This is a genomic window from Exiguobacterium sp. EA-TM-5 (assembly GCF_053878415.1).
On the sequence record NZ_CM132670.1, the window covers coordinates 769,297 to 785,189 of the forward strand.

General features: G+C 49.3%; 16 protein-coding genes. 6 read left to right on the forward strand and 10 right to left on the reverse strand.

Annotated features, from left to right (window positions below; genetic code table 11):
- Nucleotides 1-179 precede the first annotated feature (179 nt).
- Nucleotides 180-782, forward strand: coding sequence for an NAD(P)H:quinone oxidoreductase (gene wrbA, locus ACV3PA_RS04135; RefSeq protein ID WP_456125681.1), 603 nt, complete (start codon nucleotides 180-182; stop codon nucleotides 780-782).
- Between the two features lie 61 nt (nucleotides 783-843).
- Here wrbA and ACV3PA_RS04140 read toward each other — a convergent pair whose 3' ends face one another.
- Complete coding sequence (locus ACV3PA_RS04140; protein WP_456125682.1) at nucleotides 844-3,276, reverse strand: HAMP domain-containing sensor histidine kinase; 2,433 nt, start codon at nucleotides 3,274-3,276, stop codon at nucleotides 844-846.
- A 204-nt stretch (nucleotides 3,277-3,480) separates the two neighbouring features.
- Nucleotides 3,481-4,494 (reverse strand): zinc-binding alcohol dehydrogenase family protein, encoded by a 1,014-nt coding sequence (locus tag ACV3PA_RS04145; RefSeq protein WP_456125949.1) that lies wholly within the window; start codon nucleotides 4,492-4,494, stop codon nucleotides 3,481-3,483.
- Nucleotides 4,495-4,681: 187 nt separating this feature from the next.
- On the opposite strand from ACV3PA_RS04145, the gene ACV3PA_RS04150 reads away from it, so the two are divergent.
- The gene (locus ACV3PA_RS04150; RefSeq protein ID WP_053454458.1) at nucleotides 4,682-5,122 is read left to right on the forward strand and encodes a hypothetical protein; all 441 of its coding nucleotides are present in this window, start codon (nucleotides 4,682-4,684) and stop codon (nucleotides 5,120-5,122) included.
- A gap of 59 nt (nucleotides 5,123-5,181) precedes the next feature.
- On the opposite strand, the gene ACV3PA_RS04155 is transcribed toward ACV3PA_RS04150, so the two are convergent.
- From ACV3PA_RS04155 to ACV3PA_RS04170, 4 genes are all read right to left on the reverse strand, one after another.
- Nucleotides 5,182-5,688: a PCYCGC motif-containing (lipo)protein gene (locus tag ACV3PA_RS04155; RefSeq protein WP_053454457.1), complete on the reverse strand. Its 507-nt coding sequence runs from the start codon at nucleotides 5,686-5,688 to the stop codon at nucleotides 5,182-5,184.
- Nucleotides 5,689-5,801: 113 nt separating this feature from the next.
- The gene (locus tag ACV3PA_RS04160; protein ID WP_456125683.1) at nucleotides 5,802-6,719 is read right to left on the reverse strand and encodes a metal ABC transporter substrate-binding protein; all 918 of its coding nucleotides are present in this window, start codon (nucleotides 6,717-6,719) and stop codon (nucleotides 5,802-5,804) included.
- Complete coding sequence (locus tag ACV3PA_RS04165) at nucleotides 6,716-7,561, reverse strand: metal ABC transporter permease (protein ID WP_053454455.1); 846 nt, start codon at nucleotides 7,559-7,561, stop codon at nucleotides 6,716-6,718. The genes ACV3PA_RS04160 and ACV3PA_RS04165 overlap by 4 nt, the downstream gene beginning before the upstream one ends.
- Nucleotides 7,558-8,295 (reverse strand): metal ABC transporter ATP-binding protein, encoded by a 738-nt coding sequence (locus ACV3PA_RS04170; protein WP_456125684.1) that lies wholly within the window; start codon nucleotides 8,293-8,295, stop codon nucleotides 7,558-7,560. Before ACV3PA_RS04170 ends, ACV3PA_RS04165 begins: the two co-directional genes overlap by 4 nt.
- 228 nt (nucleotides 8,296-8,523) lie before the next feature.
- Here ACV3PA_RS04170 and mgtE point away from each other — a divergent pair, with 228 nt between their 5' ends.
- Complete coding sequence (gene mgtE / locus ACV3PA_RS04175) at nucleotides 8,524-9,876, forward strand: magnesium transporter (RefSeq protein ID WP_456125685.1); 1,353 nt, start codon at nucleotides 8,524-8,526, stop codon at nucleotides 9,874-9,876.
- Between the two features lie 55 nt (nucleotides 9,877-9,931).
- On the opposite strand, the gene ACV3PA_RS04180 is transcribed toward mgtE, so the two are convergent.
- The 4 genes from ACV3PA_RS04180 to ACV3PA_RS04195 all read right to left on the reverse strand — a co-directional run bounded on the left by ACV3PA_RS04180 (nucleotide 9,932) and on the right by ACV3PA_RS04195 (nucleotide 13,432).
- Nucleotides 9,932-10,582 (reverse strand): hypothetical protein, encoded by a 651-nt coding sequence (locus ACV3PA_RS04180; protein WP_053454452.1) that lies wholly within the window; start codon nucleotides 10,580-10,582, stop codon nucleotides 9,932-9,934.
- A 14-nt stretch (nucleotides 10,583-10,596) separates the two neighbouring features.
- Nucleotides 10,597-10,926, reverse strand: coding sequence for a potassium channel family protein (locus tag ACV3PA_RS04185; RefSeq protein WP_456125686.1), 330 nt, complete (start codon nucleotides 10,924-10,926; stop codon nucleotides 10,597-10,599).
- Between the two features lie 12 nt (nucleotides 10,927-10,938).
- Nucleotides 10,939-12,504, reverse strand: a complete 1,566-nt coding sequence (locus tag ACV3PA_RS04190; protein ID WP_456125687.1) for a GGDEF domain-containing protein — start codon at nucleotides 12,502-12,504, stop codon at nucleotides 10,939-10,941.
- Nucleotides 12,505-12,598: 94 nt separating this feature from the next.
- Nucleotides 12,599-13,432, reverse strand: coding sequence for an SDR family oxidoreductase (locus tag ACV3PA_RS04195; RefSeq protein WP_053454449.1), 834 nt, complete (start codon nucleotides 13,430-13,432; stop codon nucleotides 12,599-12,601).
- Between the two features lie 124 nt (nucleotides 13,433-13,556).
- Here ACV3PA_RS04195 and ACV3PA_RS04200 point away from each other — a divergent pair, with 124 nt between their 5' ends.
- Genes ACV3PA_RS04200 through ACV3PA_RS04210 form a run of 3 tightly spaced genes read left to right on the forward strand, consistent with a single transcriptional unit; the run spans nucleotide 13,557 to nucleotide 15,816 of the window.
- The gene (locus tag ACV3PA_RS04200; RefSeq protein ID WP_456125688.1) at nucleotides 13,557-14,312 is read left to right on the forward strand and encodes a DeoR/GlpR family DNA-binding transcription regulator; all 756 of its coding nucleotides are present in this window, start codon (nucleotides 13,557-13,559) and stop codon (nucleotides 14,310-14,312) included.
- Entirely contained in the window at nucleotides 14,309-15,358 is a 1,050-nt protein-coding gene (locus ACV3PA_RS04205) for a Gfo/Idh/MocA family oxidoreductase (RefSeq protein WP_053454447.1), read from the forward strand. The genes ACV3PA_RS04200 and ACV3PA_RS04205 overlap by 4 nt, the downstream gene beginning before the upstream one ends.
- Nucleotides 15,346-15,816: a heme-degrading domain-containing protein gene (locus ACV3PA_RS04210; protein ID WP_053454446.1), complete on the forward strand. Its 471-nt coding sequence runs from the start codon at nucleotides 15,346-15,348 to the stop codon at nucleotides 15,814-15,816. Before ACV3PA_RS04205 ends, ACV3PA_RS04210 begins: the two co-directional genes overlap by 13 nt.
- Nucleotides 15,817-15,893: the final 77 nt, after the last annotated feature.

Below are 15,893 nucleotides of genomic sequence, written 5' to 3' on the forward strand. Positions count from 1 at the left end.
CCTGATGACGGAACGTTCGGATGTGGACAGTCATGTTTGCTCGTTCCATGATTTAGTCGAAGAATTGGTCTACATTTCCTCTTGAATTCAAACAATTAGCGTTAATTTGCGTGGAAAGCGGGAATAGAAAGCGTGTACGTCCATCGTCCGTCACTGTCTTTTAAAAAAGGAGCGAAGTCATGTCAAACGTGAAACTAGCGGTCATTTATTACAGCGCAACCGGAACGAACCATCAACTTGCCTCATGGGCAAAAGAAGCGGGAGAAGCAGCAGGTGCAGAAGTCCGTCTTGCGAAAATCAAGGAGACAGCCCCAGCAGAAGCCATCGCTTCGAACCCATTGTGGCAAAAACATGCGGATGCCACACGTGATATCGAAGAAGCGACACCGGATCTACTCGACTGGGCAGATGCGATCATCTTTAGTGTTCCGACACGTTACGGTCATGTCCCAGGACAATTCCAACAGTTCCTCGACACGACAGGCGGACTTTGGGCACAAGGCAAACTCGTCAATAAAGTCGTCAGTGCGATGTCGTCGGCACAGAACCCGCATGGTGGTCAAGAAGCGACGGTTCTCGCGGTCTATACGACGATGTTCCACTGGGGCGCTATCGTTGCGGCGCCAGGTTATTCGGATCCTGTCTTGTTCGCAGCAGGCGGAAATCCATACGGTACATCGGTCACGGTCGACCAAGAAGGCAACATGGTCGAATCGGTCGAACCGGCTGTGCGCCATCAAGCGAAACGGACGGTGGAAGTCGCGAGCCGTCTCAACTCATAAAATTACCTAACTCAAAAAGCGCCGGAATGCTGATTCGCATTCTGGCGCTTTTTCGTATGCATCATGTATGTTGTGTTAATGGAAGTTCAACCGTGAACGTCGAGCCTTGTCCTTCTATTGATTCGACATGGATTTCCCCATCATGTCCACGCGCAATTTCGCGACAAATCGAGAGTCCAAGTCCGGTACCACCGATTTGGCGAGTATCCGAGTTGTCGACACGATAGAATTTTTGGAACAGGTTACTCATTGCTGAAGCCGGGATACCGATTCCATTGTCTTGAATCGCAACTGTGACACGAGTCTCTTGTTGCGTCAGCTGAATCTGGATCGTTCCACCAGCTGGTGAATATTTGATTGCATTGTTGATCAGGTTACTGAACAGTTGGCGAATCTTCTTCGCATCTCCTTCGACGATCAACGGTTCGACATTCCGTGAAATCTGAATCACGTGGGACGAAGATGATAGGCTATGCAACTGTTTCAAATCACGAATCATCGCAACGATATCAAATGGTGCCATTTCGTATTCCTGACGGTTCGCTTCCATCCGTTGCAAGTCGAGGAAGTCGTTGATCAACAGCGATAAACGTTCTGTTTCCGAGTGGACCGCTTCTAAATACGTCTTTTGACGTTTCGGTGGCAAATCGCGCTGAATCATCAGCTCGGTAAAGCCATAGATCGACGAGAGCGGTGTCCGGAGTTCGTGCGAAATCGTCGAGACGAGTTCGTTTTTGATCCGGTCGATCTCGACTTCATTTGTCACGTCCCGTAAGACGAGCAAAATGCCGCGGAACTGCCCGCCATAATGGATACTCTCTGAGTATGTCTTGATGAAGCGGCGCTCGTGATCAATCGAGAAGGTGATGCCTTCGCCGATTTCCCGCTGAACGAATGTCTTTTTCAAGTAACGTTCAAATTCCGGTAGTTGATCCACGCGATGTTTAAGTTGAACGACAGACGATGTGATGTTCATCAGTCCGTTCTCATCGATACTCTCATCAATTGGATGATCAAACAGATCAAGGAGCGGTCGGTTGATCAACTGAATGTCACCGTCTGGTTCGATATACACGATCGATTCACGAATCGAGTTCAGCAGTCGTGCCGTTTTCTCTCGTTCGCGTTCAATCTCGTCAAACGTCCGCATCCGTAGGAGCGACAATGCCAGTTGGCGCGCGAAGGCTGCTAGTTCTTCTTGTTCGTAACGATCAAACGGAGCTTGACCACGAGATAAGAAGATATAGGCGATGATTTCGTTTTGACTCGGATCTAGGACCGGTGTGACGGCGCGTGCGACTTCGTGTTCGAATTGCGTATGCGGTCGTTTATCTTGTCGTGCTTCACGTAGTAACGGTTCGATCGTCGGCATCCAGTCGTCGATCGTCAGGTTCGTCTTCGGATAAAAGACGATATCGATTACTTTCGTACCATCCTTGAAAATCAAGGCGCCTTGCGTCGCATTCGTAATCTCGACCATCTTTTGGATGACGGCAGGATAAGCGCTGATGCTATCACGTGATGCGAGTGTTTCCGTCAATTGGTTCCGTAGACGCAAGTGAGATTCATTCCGTTGCGTCAGTTTCAAGGCATCTTCCAAATTGACGTTCGTCGACATCAATTGGTGTTTATTTTCGATCAAGGCTGTCGCCATTTGATGGAACGATTTACTCAATTCACCGATTTCATCAGCACGATTGAGTGGAATCAAAGGTAACGTATGCTCACCACTCGCAAGTAGTTTACTTTCCTTGCTGAGGAGATGAATTTGTCGCGTCGTCCGTTCGATGAACGGGCGGACGATCAACAAGATGACGAGGAACAGGACGAGTAGGTTGACGAGCCAGATCCACTCGGCATACTTCGTCTGCGTGACGAGTTGCTCTTTCGCACCGATTTCTTTCGCGCGGAGACTGCTCCGATAGCTTGTGAACGTACTCTCCATCGTGTTGACGCTTTTACGCATCGTCTCACTGTTCGAGGCATTCATCTTGAACTTCCGATTTGGGTCTCTTGGTACTGCTGGCATCATCGCTTTCAGACTTGGCATCTGCAGAAAGCGTTCGTCAATCTTTCCTTCTTGTTTTGCCTGGACGTATTTAATCAAGCTTGGCATGACGAAATTCGTGTAAGAGTTGTAGAGCGACCGAATATCCGACGCATAGACTTCATCAGCTTTGTACAGACGATTTTTCTCGAACCAAGCGGTCTGTTGTTCAAGTGACACTTTTTTCTCATCGATGACGTCAAGTACCGCGTCATCTCCAAAGACGATATAACCGCGCATTTCGTACTGAAGTGATTGCCAATCGTCCCAAAGTTTCGTCGCCCGGTCTTCGCGCACACTAATCGCATCTAGTTCTTGTTTTGCCTGTGCGACCTGATGATTTGTATAAAAATAGGCGGCGATGGATGAGATGGATAGGGCAATGAGAATCAGATAAAACGACGACATGATCTGTCGACTGATTTTTTGGTTGAACCATTTTTTCATATAGATTATCGATGCCCCTTTATATATTAGAGTCAATCCGAATTAGATGTATTTCTTTAGAATATTTTGTTACCGTAATCGTACATTTTTTAGACGGATAAATATAGTCATAATGTCAAAATTATCTTCAAAGTAAGAGATTCATGTTCACAAAGAACGACAAAAAACAGGACGAGAGCATCGTCCCATCCTGCTTTAATTCATTTAATGATGTTCAACGACAATTTTCCCGATCGTTTTTCCACTCTCGACGAGACGATGTGCTTCTTTTAGATTTTCGGCGTTCATGCCGATCAATGTCTGAGTTACCGTCGTCTCGAGCGTGTGTTCTTCAATCCAAGCTGCGACTTGCGTTAGGATTTCATGTTGACGAATCATGTCATCTGTCTCAAACAGCGGACGGGTGAACATGAACTCCCAAGCAAACGTTGCACTCTTTTGTTGCAGCGCACTCAAATCGAGTTTTTGATCTGTCTCGACGATGCTGCAGATTTTCCCTTGCGGTGCAATCACATCGACCATCGTCTCGAAATGTTGGTCTGTCGCATTCAAGCAGAAAATGTAGTCGACATATTGATAACCGAGTGCTTCTAGCTGCGGACGGAATGCCTCGTGGTGATTGATCGTATGATGTGCACCATGTTCTTTCGCCCAGTCGATCGTCTCGTCACGCGACGCCGTTCCGATGACTGTCAGTCCAGCGTGATTCGCGAGTTGCGTCGCGATCGAACCAACACCGCCAGCTGCTCCGATGATGAGGATCGTTTTCTCGAGATTCGATTTAGCATCAAACGTCAATCCGAGACGATCAGTCAATGCTTCGTAGGCGGTTAGTGTCGTCAAAGGCAGAGCGGCGGCTTCACTAAAGGTCAACCGTTCCGGTTTTTTAGCGACGATTCGTTCATCGACGAGTTGGAAATCACTGTTTGAGCCAGGACGTTGAATCGCACCGGCGTAATAAACTTCATCACCAACTTGGAAGAGGGAAGCATCATCACCGACCTCAACGACGACTCCTGATGCGTCATACCCGATGACCTTCGGGGCATCTTCATCTTTCCCGTGGGCACGAACTTTTGTGTCGACTGGGTTGACGGAGACGGCTTTGATCTCAACTAATAGATCGTATCCTGTTGCTTCCGGACGTGGCAGTTCCAAATCAATCAGACTCTCTTGTTCTGTTAACGGTAAGTGTCGGTGGAAACCAACAGCGGACATGTTCGACATCGACAATCATCCTTTCTGTATGTGAATCGGTTCTCTCCATCTGTTCCACGCTCGCTTCGTCTTAAAACCAGTTGCGAAACTTTGAAAATGGATTCCCCTTCTGTCATCAACGTAAGAATCATGGATATATATGGTAGCATATGAGAGTAGCTATCACTTTTAGAAGGAGCGATTTTGTATGTATGACGTCATCTCTTTACCGGCAGGACCGACTCAAGTGACCATTGAACGTTACCTCGTCCATGCGCATCCGCACCCACGTCCGTATCGACCCGCGCGTTTGATTGCCTTACGTCAAAGCGGTGGCGTCATGCATCGGCTGTACCGAACGGAACGGGAAATCGTGCTCTCTGTGCACGAAGCACTCGCACCTCAAGTCCAGCGGCTCTCCTTCTCGCAACAAGAACGTGTTCTAGCGTATATCGAGGAACGGCGAGCGAGCTTCGGTTTTGATGAGGCAGAGGAATATAAATTCTACTTACTCGAAGTGGCGTATGAACTCCGTCATCTTCCACGAACGGATCGACCGATTCGAGCACATACGTATTATCAACTCGATGAGTTATTGTCGGGTCGACCGTTCGTCTTACGCGCTCGAAGTCAAGAACGCGCAAAATAAGACAGAAAAAAGCAGTCCGCCTTTTCTTGCGTTCATCGCGAGAAAGGGCGGACTGTTTGTTAAAGTGTTGGCGTCGGCTTGACACCAGTCTTTGCATAAGCTTGATCGATTGCGGTTCGAATTTCTTTGACGGAACTGCCTTTTTGATAGGCAACGATTGACTGTGCCGCGATATCAAGGCACGTACCACACGTAATGCCGTGTGTCGTCCAAGTTGTTGACGTAGCAGTCTGCTCTTCGATGAAACAATCATAGTTGCTCGTATGACCAGCAGATTCACCGCAACCACAATAACATGGCATCTTCTTCAACAAATCGGGATATTTAGCGACGGAGTGATAAATCGTTTGAATCGATTGATCCTGCTCATCGAGAAAAGCGGGTAACGTGTCCGGTCCTGCTGTTTTCTCGAGTTGATCACCAGCACCATGACTCGCGTGATCGGTGTGGTCTGCGTGTTGTGTTTCTTTCGTTTTCGGCGCATCGGTTTGCTCAGCTGTTCCGCACGCGGCAAGGAGCAGGCTGAGGCTGAGTGGAAGTGCGAAACGATACAGTCGTGTCTGCATAGGAAGCCTCTCTTTCATCGTCTTGCTTTCATTATAAGGAAAGCTGCACCTAGAAAGCTTGACGATCATTATAAGGAAAGCTGCACCTAGAAAGCTTGACGATTTGTTGACGCTTATTTTGCGAGTGCTGTTGTGATCGTCTCGATATTTGCTTGCATCATGCTGTAGTACGTGTCGCCGTCCTTACCAGGTGCACCGAGTGAGTCAGTGAAGAGAGTACCACCAATCGGGACACCCGTCTCACGGGAGACGGTTTCCATGCTCCGCCGGTCGACACTCGTTTCAACAAATAAGACAGGGATATCTTGATCCTTGATCGTGTCGACGATTCGGCGAACTTGTGCCGGAGTCCCTTGGTTATCTGAGTTGATTTCCCAAATGTAGTCGGCTTTGACGTCATAGGCAGTTCCAAAGTATTTGAAGGCTCCTTCGCTCGTGACGAGATGGCGTTCTGCTTTCGGGATGGAAGCAAATTGTTTTTTCGCTTCCTGATCAAGCGTCTGCAGTTTCTTGATATAAGCATCGGTATTTTTCTCGTAGTCCGCTTTGTGCTTCGGATCTTCCTTGACTAATGCCTGTTTGACGTTTTCGACGTACCGGATGCCGTTACTCACATCGAGCCACGCGTGTGGGTCAGTTTCTGATTCCTTGCCTTTCGTCGTCAAGTACTTCGGTTCAACGCCTTGGCTTAAACGATAGACCGGTGCGTCAGACGCGTCTTTGCCGGTCGTTGCCCGCAGTTTATCGAACCAAGCACCACCGGCTTCGAGATTCAAACCATTATAGAAAACGACATCCGCATCTGCCATCGCTTGTACGTCTGCCGGGAGTGGATCATATTCATGCGGATTTGCTCCAATTTTGACCATGCTGTGGACGTCGACATGTTCACCCCCGACTTCGCGCGCGAGGTCAGCAAGGATCGAATACGTCGCAACGACTTTCAGCTTGCCATTATCTTCTGCTGGCGTCGAACAGGCAGCGAGTAAGACGGTGCTGAGGAGAACGAATAGCAATAGTTTTTGTTTCATACAGTAGACTCCTTTCGTTTCCGGTGACGCATCAGACCGTGACGTGGTGAGAAGACGAAAACGAGTGCGAACAGCGTCGTCGCGACAAGGACGATTGAAGCACCGGAAGATAAGTTATACGTAAAGCTGAAATACAGCCCGACGATAGCGGACAATGTTCCGAAGCCAGCCGCGAGGAACAGCATCCGCGAGAGGCGGTTCGTCAGTAAATACGCGGTCGCCGCTGGTGTGATGAGCATCGCAACGACGAGGATGATACCGACCGTTTGAAGGGAAGCGACCGTGACGAGCGTCAAGAGCGTCATCAGTCCATAATGGATCCAGCGTGTCGACAGACCATAAGCTTGCGCCATCGTTGGATCAAACGAGCTGATCAACAACTCTTTGTAGAACAAGAAAACTCCACCAAGGACGACAAGTCCGATGACGACGGTCATCCACATATCACTCGGTCGGACCGCGAGGACATTCCCGAACAAGATATGATAGAGGTCGCTACTGCTGCGCAGGAACGAAATCAGGATGATTCCAAGGGCAAAGGCGGACGTGAATAGGATACCGATTGCCGTATCGTTCTTGATGCGGCTGTTTTGACTGACGAAGCCAATTCCAAGTGCCGTCACGAGTCCTGTAACGACAGCGCCGATCAAGAAGTTGATTCCGAGTAGATAAGAAATCGCAACGCCAGGCAAAACGGCGTGCGAGATCGCGTCGCCCATCAACGACATGCCGCGGAGGATGATGAAACAGCCGATGACACCACAAATGATGCCGACCATGACGGCCGTAATCATCGCTTTTTGTAAGAAGTCATAGTGAAGTAATGCCTCGATGAATGTCATCCTTGTCCCTCCTTCCGTCGTTCAAATAGTGGTAAGCCGTACGCGGGTTCGAGCCATTCTGGCGTCAAGATATCAGACGGGGGACCGACAGCGATCAGTTGTTTGTTCAACAACATCAAGGTATCAAAATAATCCTCCGCTTTATGCAAGTCATGGTGGACGACGATGATTGTCCGTCCTTCAGCGCGAAGAGTCCGTAAGAGTTCGATGATCATCTGCTCACTGGCGATATCGATGCCAACGAACGGTTCGTCAAGAAGTAGGAGCTCTGCTTCTTGAGCCAGAGCACGCGCGAGAAAGACTCGTTGTTGTTGTCCACCTGACAGCTCACCGATTTGTCGCTCGGCATGGTCGACCATCCCGACGCGGGCAAGGCACTCCATGGCGAAGGTCTTTTGTGCCTTTGATGGTCGTTTGAAGAGTCCGAGTTTCGGATAACATCCCATTAGAACGACATCTTGTACACGGACAGGAAAGTCCCAATCGATGGCACTTCGTTGTGGAACGTAAGCAACACGCGACCGAACCGTTTCAAGTGGTTGGGCGAGCACACGTAACTGCTCGATTCGAGCTGGGATTAAACCAAGGACGGCTTTTAAGAATGTTGATTTACCAGCGCCGTTCGGTCCGATGATGCCAATCAGCGAAGCGACTGGAAGGCGGACGGATACCCCGTCGAGTGCATGCGTATCAAAATAGGATACCGTGAGGCGTTCAACATCAAGGGCGTACATGAATGATCACTCCTTTAATTTGTGGTATATAGAAGAAAAGTTTCCTTGGGGCAAAAAATAGTGTAAAAATTTTAATCTCCATGTCGATGGAGAAAGATTCGGTCTACTAATAATGTTTCCTTAAGGCAAACTTTAAAGCCATAGGAAACAGATGTCAACTGTTTTTCGATATCGATCGCGAATCAACTCGTGCTAAGATGAAAAGGCAGAATGCAGGGGGTGAGGAGTTTGCGTCAGACAGCAGAACAACAATGGAAGTGGCTATTGCTCGATGCGCTCGCGAAGGCAAAACGCGAACAGGCACAGCAAGTCATCGAAGAAGTTTATCCGTACGATATCGCGCAAGTGTACGAAGAATTAGGAGAAGACGATCAGGCACGACTCCTCGATTATCTTGATCACGAACGGTTAGCGGATGTGCTCGAGGAACTCGAAGGGGAGCAACGCCTAGCCGTCTTACGTCGCTTAGATGTCGAACGCGCCGGACACGTTCTTGATTTAATGGAGAACGATGATGTCGCGGATTTACTTGAGGAACTCGGACCAGAAGAGACTGACCAGTTGCTTGGTAGCATGCGAACGGACGAGGCGCTGATTGTCCGTAATCTCTTGACGTATCCACCGGAAACGGCCGGACGCTTGATGACGAATCGATTCATTTGGGTCGGTGAGGACTTCACGGTCGGCGAGACGGTCGAGAAGATGCGTGACTACATCGAATACTCAGAGACAATCAACTACGTCTACGTCGTCAATCAACTCAGTGAACTCGTCGGTGTCATCTCATATCGGGATGTCATCTTAGCTGAAAATACGGAACGAATCAGTGACGTCATGGAGACGAAGGTGATTCGCGTCGCAGCGGAGACCGATCAGGAAGAAGTCGCGCAATTATTCGAACGTTATGACCTCGTCTCGTTACCAGTCGTCGAAGGGGATGTTCTCGTCGGACTAATTACGGTTGATGACGCGCTTGACGTCTTACGGGAGGAAGCGAACGAAGACATCGAGAAACTCTCGGCTTCCGGTAAATCGATCGATTTCGAGACGAAGCCGTGGATTGCGGCAACGCGGCGCTTACCGTGGCTCGTCCTGCTACTCTTCATCGGCCTCGTCTCCGGATCAATCATCAGTCAGTTCGAAGAGACGCTCTCAAAAGTCGTTGCGCTCGCGTTTTTCATGCCGATGATTGCCGGAATGACCGGGAATACCGGCACCCAATCACTGGCGGTCGTCGTCCGTGGGTTAATCACACGTGAAGTCGATAAACGGGTCGCAACACGGTTGATCCTGCGGGAACTCTGGGTTGGTCTGATCATTGGTGTCATTTGTGGTATCTTGATTGCAATCATTGCCTACGTCTGGCAAGGTAGTGCCGTTTTAGGTCTTGTCGTCGGAAGTTCGCTCGTCATTACGTTGATTTTCGGAACGTTAGCTGGAACGATCATTCCGCTCATCTTACATCGCTTAAAGATTGACCCAGCGATTGCATCCGGACCACTCATCACGACCTTGAACGATATCCTGTCGCTCCTTGTCTACTTCGGAATTGCGACAGCGTTCATTAGTCGCTTGATGTAAAAAAAACCGAACCGATTCGCCTTCGCTAAGAAGAAGGAAATCGGTTCGGTTTTTTTCATGCGTGATCATTTGTCGTGCGAATCCAGACGGCGAGTGGACCGACGTCGTCAAAGCCAGCTTCGAGCGCTGTGATCAAATGATCGCCATACTCATACCCGACAAGCGGTTGACCGGGGAAGTGTGCTGAACTCAAGCGCGCAATGTCATCCCACAATCGTTCGTCAAGATAATCAGAACTGACGTATGTTAAACCAGTCGTTACTTGATTCGAATAAGCGATGCAACTCGCTTGTTGGGCTTCGGAATAGAAGAACCGAACGTCGGGGTGTTGCCAGAGGGTATCTGGTAATTCAGCTGTCGCTTGGATGGCTTGAAAGCGTGCGAACTGTACCGGATCCGTCACGACGGACCAATCGACAGGAAGGGCGCGGCGATCAAGTATGGCAGGACGTGTCATCCATTCTGCTGTGAACAGATGACTGAGGCCGGCACTCGAGAAATCATAGCTCGCTGTGCAGTCCTTGATGCTGTAGATATCCGTAGCACCAATCCGCTGATGAGGCATCCGGACCATCAGTTCCGGATAATAGCTTGGTACGCTGCCTTGAGCAAGCCAGGTCGCCTCGGTTTCCGTCACCTGACAGCCCGCTAACTCACAGACGAGGCGACACCAGTCAAAATTATTTTGGATGGCAGCTTGGCGCATAAGTCGTTTCCCCCTTATTCATCCTCCGGTTGTTTAATCAGAACGTAAGATAACGTGGCGATCAGTGTTAAAAATAGTCCGCAACCAATCGTGATATACCCCATTGTAAAGACCTTACCGAGCGTCGTCGTCGGAACGAAAGTAGGATGCCCGACCGTACTCAGTGTTGTGATGCAAAAGTAAAGCGCATCAACGATTGAAAGATTTTCTTCGGTGCTGTAGAAAATCGTACCGGAGATGAGCGTCAATAGGCAAAGAATCAATAGTCCCCGGAAGTAAGACAGATGAAAGGCGCGGCGCAATCCCTTGAATAAGCGTGAAAAAATCGTCAGTACAGAAATCATGGAATCTCTCCTTTAGGATCGTTGCGTCGAGTCCATCGTATCATGAATGAAATAATCGTTTTTTCCGTCATGTTTGACACGGTACATCGCTTGGTCAGCATGTTGGATCAACGTATCAAGGTCGACACCATGAACCGGTGAGTAGCTGAGTCCGATGCTCGTCCGGATTTCAATGACTTCTTCAGCGAACCGGTAAGGATTGTCGTGCAAGTAGATCAAGAGGTCTGTAGCGTACGCATGCATCGCAGCAACGGTCGGATGACGATAGAGTAAGAAAAACTCATCTCCCCCAACTCGGGCAGCAAAACCATTTTGTTCCGCATGTTTTTCAAGAAGGCGAGCGATATGAATTAAAAAGGCATCACCGATCTGATGGCCGTACGTGTCGTTGATTGCTTTGAAACCATCGAGATCGACGACGATGATCGCTACGTGATCAAGCTCGAGTAACTCTTGCGCCGCTCGTTCGTAAAAGCTCCGGCGATTGGCGATTTTCGTTAACGGATCATGATAGGCGAAAAAACGAATCGTCTGCTCCGCTTCCTTAAAGGACTGGATATCACGAATCAACAGCATCCCGTGCAGTTCCTGTTCGATGAAGACGAAATCAGCGTCCATGACGACGTAGCGTTCTTGCTGTTGTGCCGTCAAAATCTTCGTCTCGAATTCGTTGAATTTACGTTGCGATAAAAAATGCGTCATGTAGTGTAACGTCCAATCCGCTTGTTTTTTCTCCGGTAAGTAGGTCGAAAACGTACACGCCGTCAGCTCATCTGTCTCGAACAGGCGATGGGCAGCAGGGTTGGCACTCTCGATTCGTCCTTCCCGGTCGAGTAAGAGGATGGCAGAAGGATTCAAGTTGTAAAGCGTCGCGAAGCGCTTTTGATAGGAAGCGAGATAATCAAATCGACGCATCGCGATCGCGAGTGCTCCTGCCCAGAATAAACCACCATACATATAAGCATACGGTGGCATGATGCCATAGAACGACCAGTAGCCGAAGATGACATCCCACGCAAGGACGAGAACGGCGACACTCAGCAAGACGTTGATGATGCCGCGACGGGCATCCTTCAACTGAGTCCGAGCGTACACGAGCAGACCGATGACGAGAAGATGGAAGACGTTTCCGACCGTCATCGTCACTAAATACTGTGTGTTGAAGGCGGGATAGATGAACTGTCCGACTTGCGTGAATTGTTGACTGTTGATGATGTTCGTCTGAAATAGATATGTCGCCAGTACGATCCCCATCGGTAAATAAAAGAGCCACGGATAGAGGAGTCGTGGCATCCGTTTCCACAAGTTCGAGATGCGAAAGATAAAGTGAAGCGACGTACTAAAGACGATCAGACCAGCATTACCGAACCAGTAGGTCACGAACGCTGGACTCGACTCGATTGGGGAGGCGTTTCGGAAAAATTCACCGAGGAATAACATCCCGTATGCGAATGTGAATAAGCTGAGCAGTCGATGTTGTGGGCGTGATGGGTTGCGTAAAAAAATATCGACCGACATGTAAAACATGATGAAGGTCGGAATCAGATAAACGATCGTAAAAAGAAATAAAGATGGCATAGCGTTCCGTCCTTCTGCTTGAGATTTAGGTAGATAGTCTCAGTATAGTAGGCGTACCTTCGTTAGACGGAACGAAATTTTAAAAGAAGGGGAATCAATCGAGATTTAATGTCAGACGCCGTATTTTAGCGACCCCCTCGAGTCCTGATGGATCATGACGGGTTTTATGCGCGACGAAGTGTTCATCGGCTTCTGTCGTTCGAATGCGTAAAGGACGGTCATCACCATGGACGACCTCGAAGATTACTTCAGCTAGAGCTTCTGCCGATTGGCGATTGGCATGACGTGTTCGGTACGTCTGCAAATAAGCACTGATGATCGGTTTGAAGTCGTCTTCGTGTAAGCCACCTGTCTGTTCGAGTTGATCGAGAACATTCGCCGTAAAGTTCGTTTCGACAGCAGCTGGTTCGATCAAGGTGACGTCGATATTGAAGTACGGTTTGTAGTAGGTGGCAAGACTTTCAAACAGCCCTTCAATCGCAAATTTACTGGCACAATACAGTTCGTTCATTGGTTGACCGACGAGCCCACTGACGCTTGATGTCGCGAGTAAGTGACTACCTTCCGGTGCTTGTTTGAGTAGGGGAAGGCAAGCTTCAATCGTTCGGATGACACCGAAGACATTCGTTTCGAACAAGCGATTGATTTCATAACTCGTCGCTTGTCCCAGTGCACGCAATAAACCCTGACCAGCATTGCAGAACACGACGTCAAGATGATCGACTTCCTGTTCAATTTGACGGACTGCTGCTTTAACGCTTGTTTCATCGGTCACATCGAGCGGTAAGAAGATGAGCGTCGGTAACGATACAGTCATCTCGTCCGGACTCCGGACTCCCGCGTAGACGAACCAACCGGCTTCTGCAAACCGACGCGCCGTCGCAAGACCGATACCGGAAGAGGCGCCAGTGATCAACATCGTTTGCATACAGATTCCTCCGTTCTAAAAATAGTTGTTATTATTATTTACCCGAATTCAGTAGAACTATTTGCGTTAAAATTGCGTATTGTAATGAAAAAACTTAAAATAAAGAAAAAGGAGGCATGGATCGATGGGGCAAATGGAACGATTGCAACAGATGCGGGAATGGATCAAGACGAGTCCGGAAATTTCGCTCGACCAGCTAATGCAGGAATATCAGATTTCACGAGATACTGCACGGCGTGATGTCATTTTGCTCGAACAAGAAGGGGAAATCATCCGTGTCAAAAACGGATTGGTCCGTGCTGGTGGAACGCTTGCCTACGAACAGCGGACAGAAAAACCGGAAAAACGACGGATCGGACAGCGCGCGACACGGCACGTCCACGCAAACGATCGATTGTTGCTTGACGCGGCAACGACGGTATCTGAGATGGCTCGGGCACTTCCACCGTATCCGCTACAAGTCATCACGAACTCACTCGATATCGCAGACTATGTCGGAGCTCGAACGGATATTGAACTGTACGTTACAGGTGGACGTTTTGATCGGCATGCACGCAGTCTGAGCGGGATCAAGACGGCAGACGATATCTTGAATTATCAAGTCGACAGTGTCTTTCTCGGAGCGTGTGGATTAACGGAGGAAGGACTTTTTGCAGAACAGCTCGAAGAAGCGGTCGTAAAGAAAGCGATGATTCGAAGTGCGACCCGTGTCATCGTCCTCGCAGACCATACCAAATTCAATAAGCGTTTTTTGCATAAGGTCTGTGACTGGGAGCAAATCGATGTGCTCGTCACGGATCAGGCACCAGACGCATCATGGAAGGAACGACTACACCACTACAACGTCGAACTCGACGTGACAGAGGAGGAAAAAGGATGAACCCGATTCAAACGACACTCGTCGGCTTCGGCTTTTCAGCGGTGACGTTCCATGTCCCGTTCTTACAAGCGTTACCAGCATTTGAAGTGACACAGGTCGTCTCGAGCCGACCAGAACAAGTAGCGCGACATTTCAGTAAAGCGACGGTCGTCGCAACACTCGCTGAGGCGTTGCAAGACAACAACACGGAACTCGTCATCATTACGACACCAACGGCACTGCATTTCGAAATGGCGAAACAAGCGATTGAGGCAAAGAAACACGTCTTACTCGAAAAGCCGGCGGTCGTAACAATCGCAGAAGCACTCGCGCTGCAAGATTTAGCGAAACAGCACGGTGTTCAAGTCGCGGTCTATCAGAATCGTCGCTTTGACGGTGACTTCCTGACACTCGAACAGCTGATGGAGATGAACGAGATTGGCGATTGGCAAGTCATCGAGTCACGCTTCGATCGCTATCGTCCGGTCGTTCGCGAACGATGGCGGGAACAAGAGGGTAGTGGTGCTGGCATCCTATTTGATCTCGGGTCACATCTGCTCGATCAAGCACTTGCCTTGTTCGGAGAACCGGATGCGTTGGTAGGAGATGTCTATCTACAACGCGACGGAGCGGTCGTCGATGACGGATTCCACGTCACGTTGCACTACGGAACACGTCGCGTCATTCTCCGTTCGACGTCCTTCATTCAAGGACCAACACCACGCTTCGAGTTCCATGCAACGCGTGGCAGTTACATCAAATACGGAATGGATCCGCAGGAAGGACGGCTTGCGAAAGGATATCCTGTTGATACGCAACTCGGAGAAGATGAAGTAGATTCCTATGGCTACCTCCAGATCGCGGATCAGCCTGTCGAGCGTCTCGCGACACTTCCAGGCAGTTATGCGACGTTTTACGAACAATTGGCGGAAGGACTTCGCAAAGGACAAGTGCCTGTCAATTTACGAGATGCTGAAAAAACAATGCGCTTGATTGAAGCGGTTCGCGTCAGTAGTGATGAAGGACGACGCCTCGTGCGAAAGGAATGGGACGAATGGAAGAGCTGAAGGTACTGCTGGCTGAAGAAGAAGAACTCGTCCTGACGTCACTGACGAATACGGAAGCGATCGGGATGGGGCACGAATTGATCGGTCGGGCGATGAAAGAGAATCTTTCGATTGCCGTTGAGATCAAACGAAACGGACAGCGCTTGTATTACGCGGCGCTCGACGGTACGGCACCCGATCAGGAAGAATGGATCCGCCGAAAATCGAACGTCGTCTTACGACATGGCTATAGTTCGCTCTACATGCGTCGTTATAATGAGAGTAAGCATCGCTCGTATCATACGATGTATGCTGTTTCTCCAGCCGATTATGCTGATGCAGGTGGGTCGTTTCCGATCCGGATTGAAGGAGTCGGTGTCGTCGGTACGATCACCGTTTCCGGTCTATCTCAGGAAGCCGATCATCGCCTCGCGACGGAAGCATTGCGTTTACTTAAAAGACAACAGTTGGAGCAGTGAAGTACTGGACTTGATAAGACGTCCTCACGATTTCCTACCCGCTTTTATCAGGCTTGTTTGTCTCTGACAGCACGATG

Excerpts from the sequence above, each read along its gene's own strand:
- wrbA (WP_456125681.1), top strand. The coding sequence starts at position 180 with ATGTCAAACGTGAAACTAGCGGTCATTTATTACAGCGCAACCGGAACG.
- ACV3PA_RS04140 (WP_456125682.1), bottom strand. The coding sequence starts at position 3,276 with ATGAAAAAATGGTTCAACCAAAAAATCAGTCGACAGATCATGTCGTCG.
- ACV3PA_RS04145 (WP_456125949.1), bottom strand. The coding sequence starts at position 4,494 with ATGTCCGCTGTTGGTTTCCACCGACACTTACCGTTAACAGAACAAGAG.
- ACV3PA_RS04150 (WP_053454458.1), top strand. The coding sequence starts at position 4,682 with ATGTATGACGTCATCTCTTTACCGGCAGGACCGACTCAAGTGACCATT.
- ACV3PA_RS04155 (WP_053454457.1), bottom strand. The coding sequence starts at position 5,688 with ATGCAGACACGACTGTATCGTTTCGCACTTCCACTCAGCCTCAGCCTG.
- ACV3PA_RS04160 (WP_456125683.1), bottom strand. The coding sequence starts at position 6,719 with ATGAAACAAAAACTATTGCTATTCGTTCTCCTCAGCACCGTCTTACTC.
- ACV3PA_RS04165 (WP_053454455.1), bottom strand. The coding sequence starts at position 7,561 with ATGACATTCATCGAGGCATTACTTCACTATGACTTCTTACAAAAAGCG.
- ACV3PA_RS04170 (WP_456125684.1), bottom strand. The coding sequence starts at position 8,295 with ATGTACGCCCTTGATGTTGAACGCCTCACGGTATCCTATTTTGATACG.
- ACV3PA_RS04180 (WP_053454452.1), bottom strand. The coding sequence starts at position 10,582 with ATGCGCCAAGCTGCCATCCAAAATAATTTTGACTGGTGTCGCCTCGTC.
- ACV3PA_RS04185 (WP_456125686.1), bottom strand. The coding sequence starts at position 10,926 with ATGATTTCTGTACTGACGATTTTTTCACGCTTATTCAAGGGATTGCGC.
- ACV3PA_RS04190 (WP_456125687.1), bottom strand. The coding sequence starts at position 12,504 with ATGCCATCTTTATTTCTTTTTACGATCGTTTATCTGATTCCGACCTTC.
- ACV3PA_RS04195 (WP_053454449.1), bottom strand. The coding sequence starts at position 13,432 with ATGCAAACGATGTTGATCACTGGCGCCTCTTCCGGTATCGGTCTTGCG.
- ACV3PA_RS04200 (WP_456125688.1), top strand. The coding sequence starts at position 13,557 with ATGGGGCAAATGGAACGATTGCAACAGATGCGGGAATGGATCAAGACG.
- ACV3PA_RS04205 (WP_053454447.1), top strand. The coding sequence starts at position 14,309 with ATGAACCCGATTCAAACGACACTCGTCGGCTTCGGCTTTTCAGCGGTG.
- ACV3PA_RS04210 (WP_053454446.1), top strand. The coding sequence starts at position 15,346 with ATGGAAGAGCTGAAGGTACTGCTGGCTGAAGAAGAAGAACTCGTCCTG.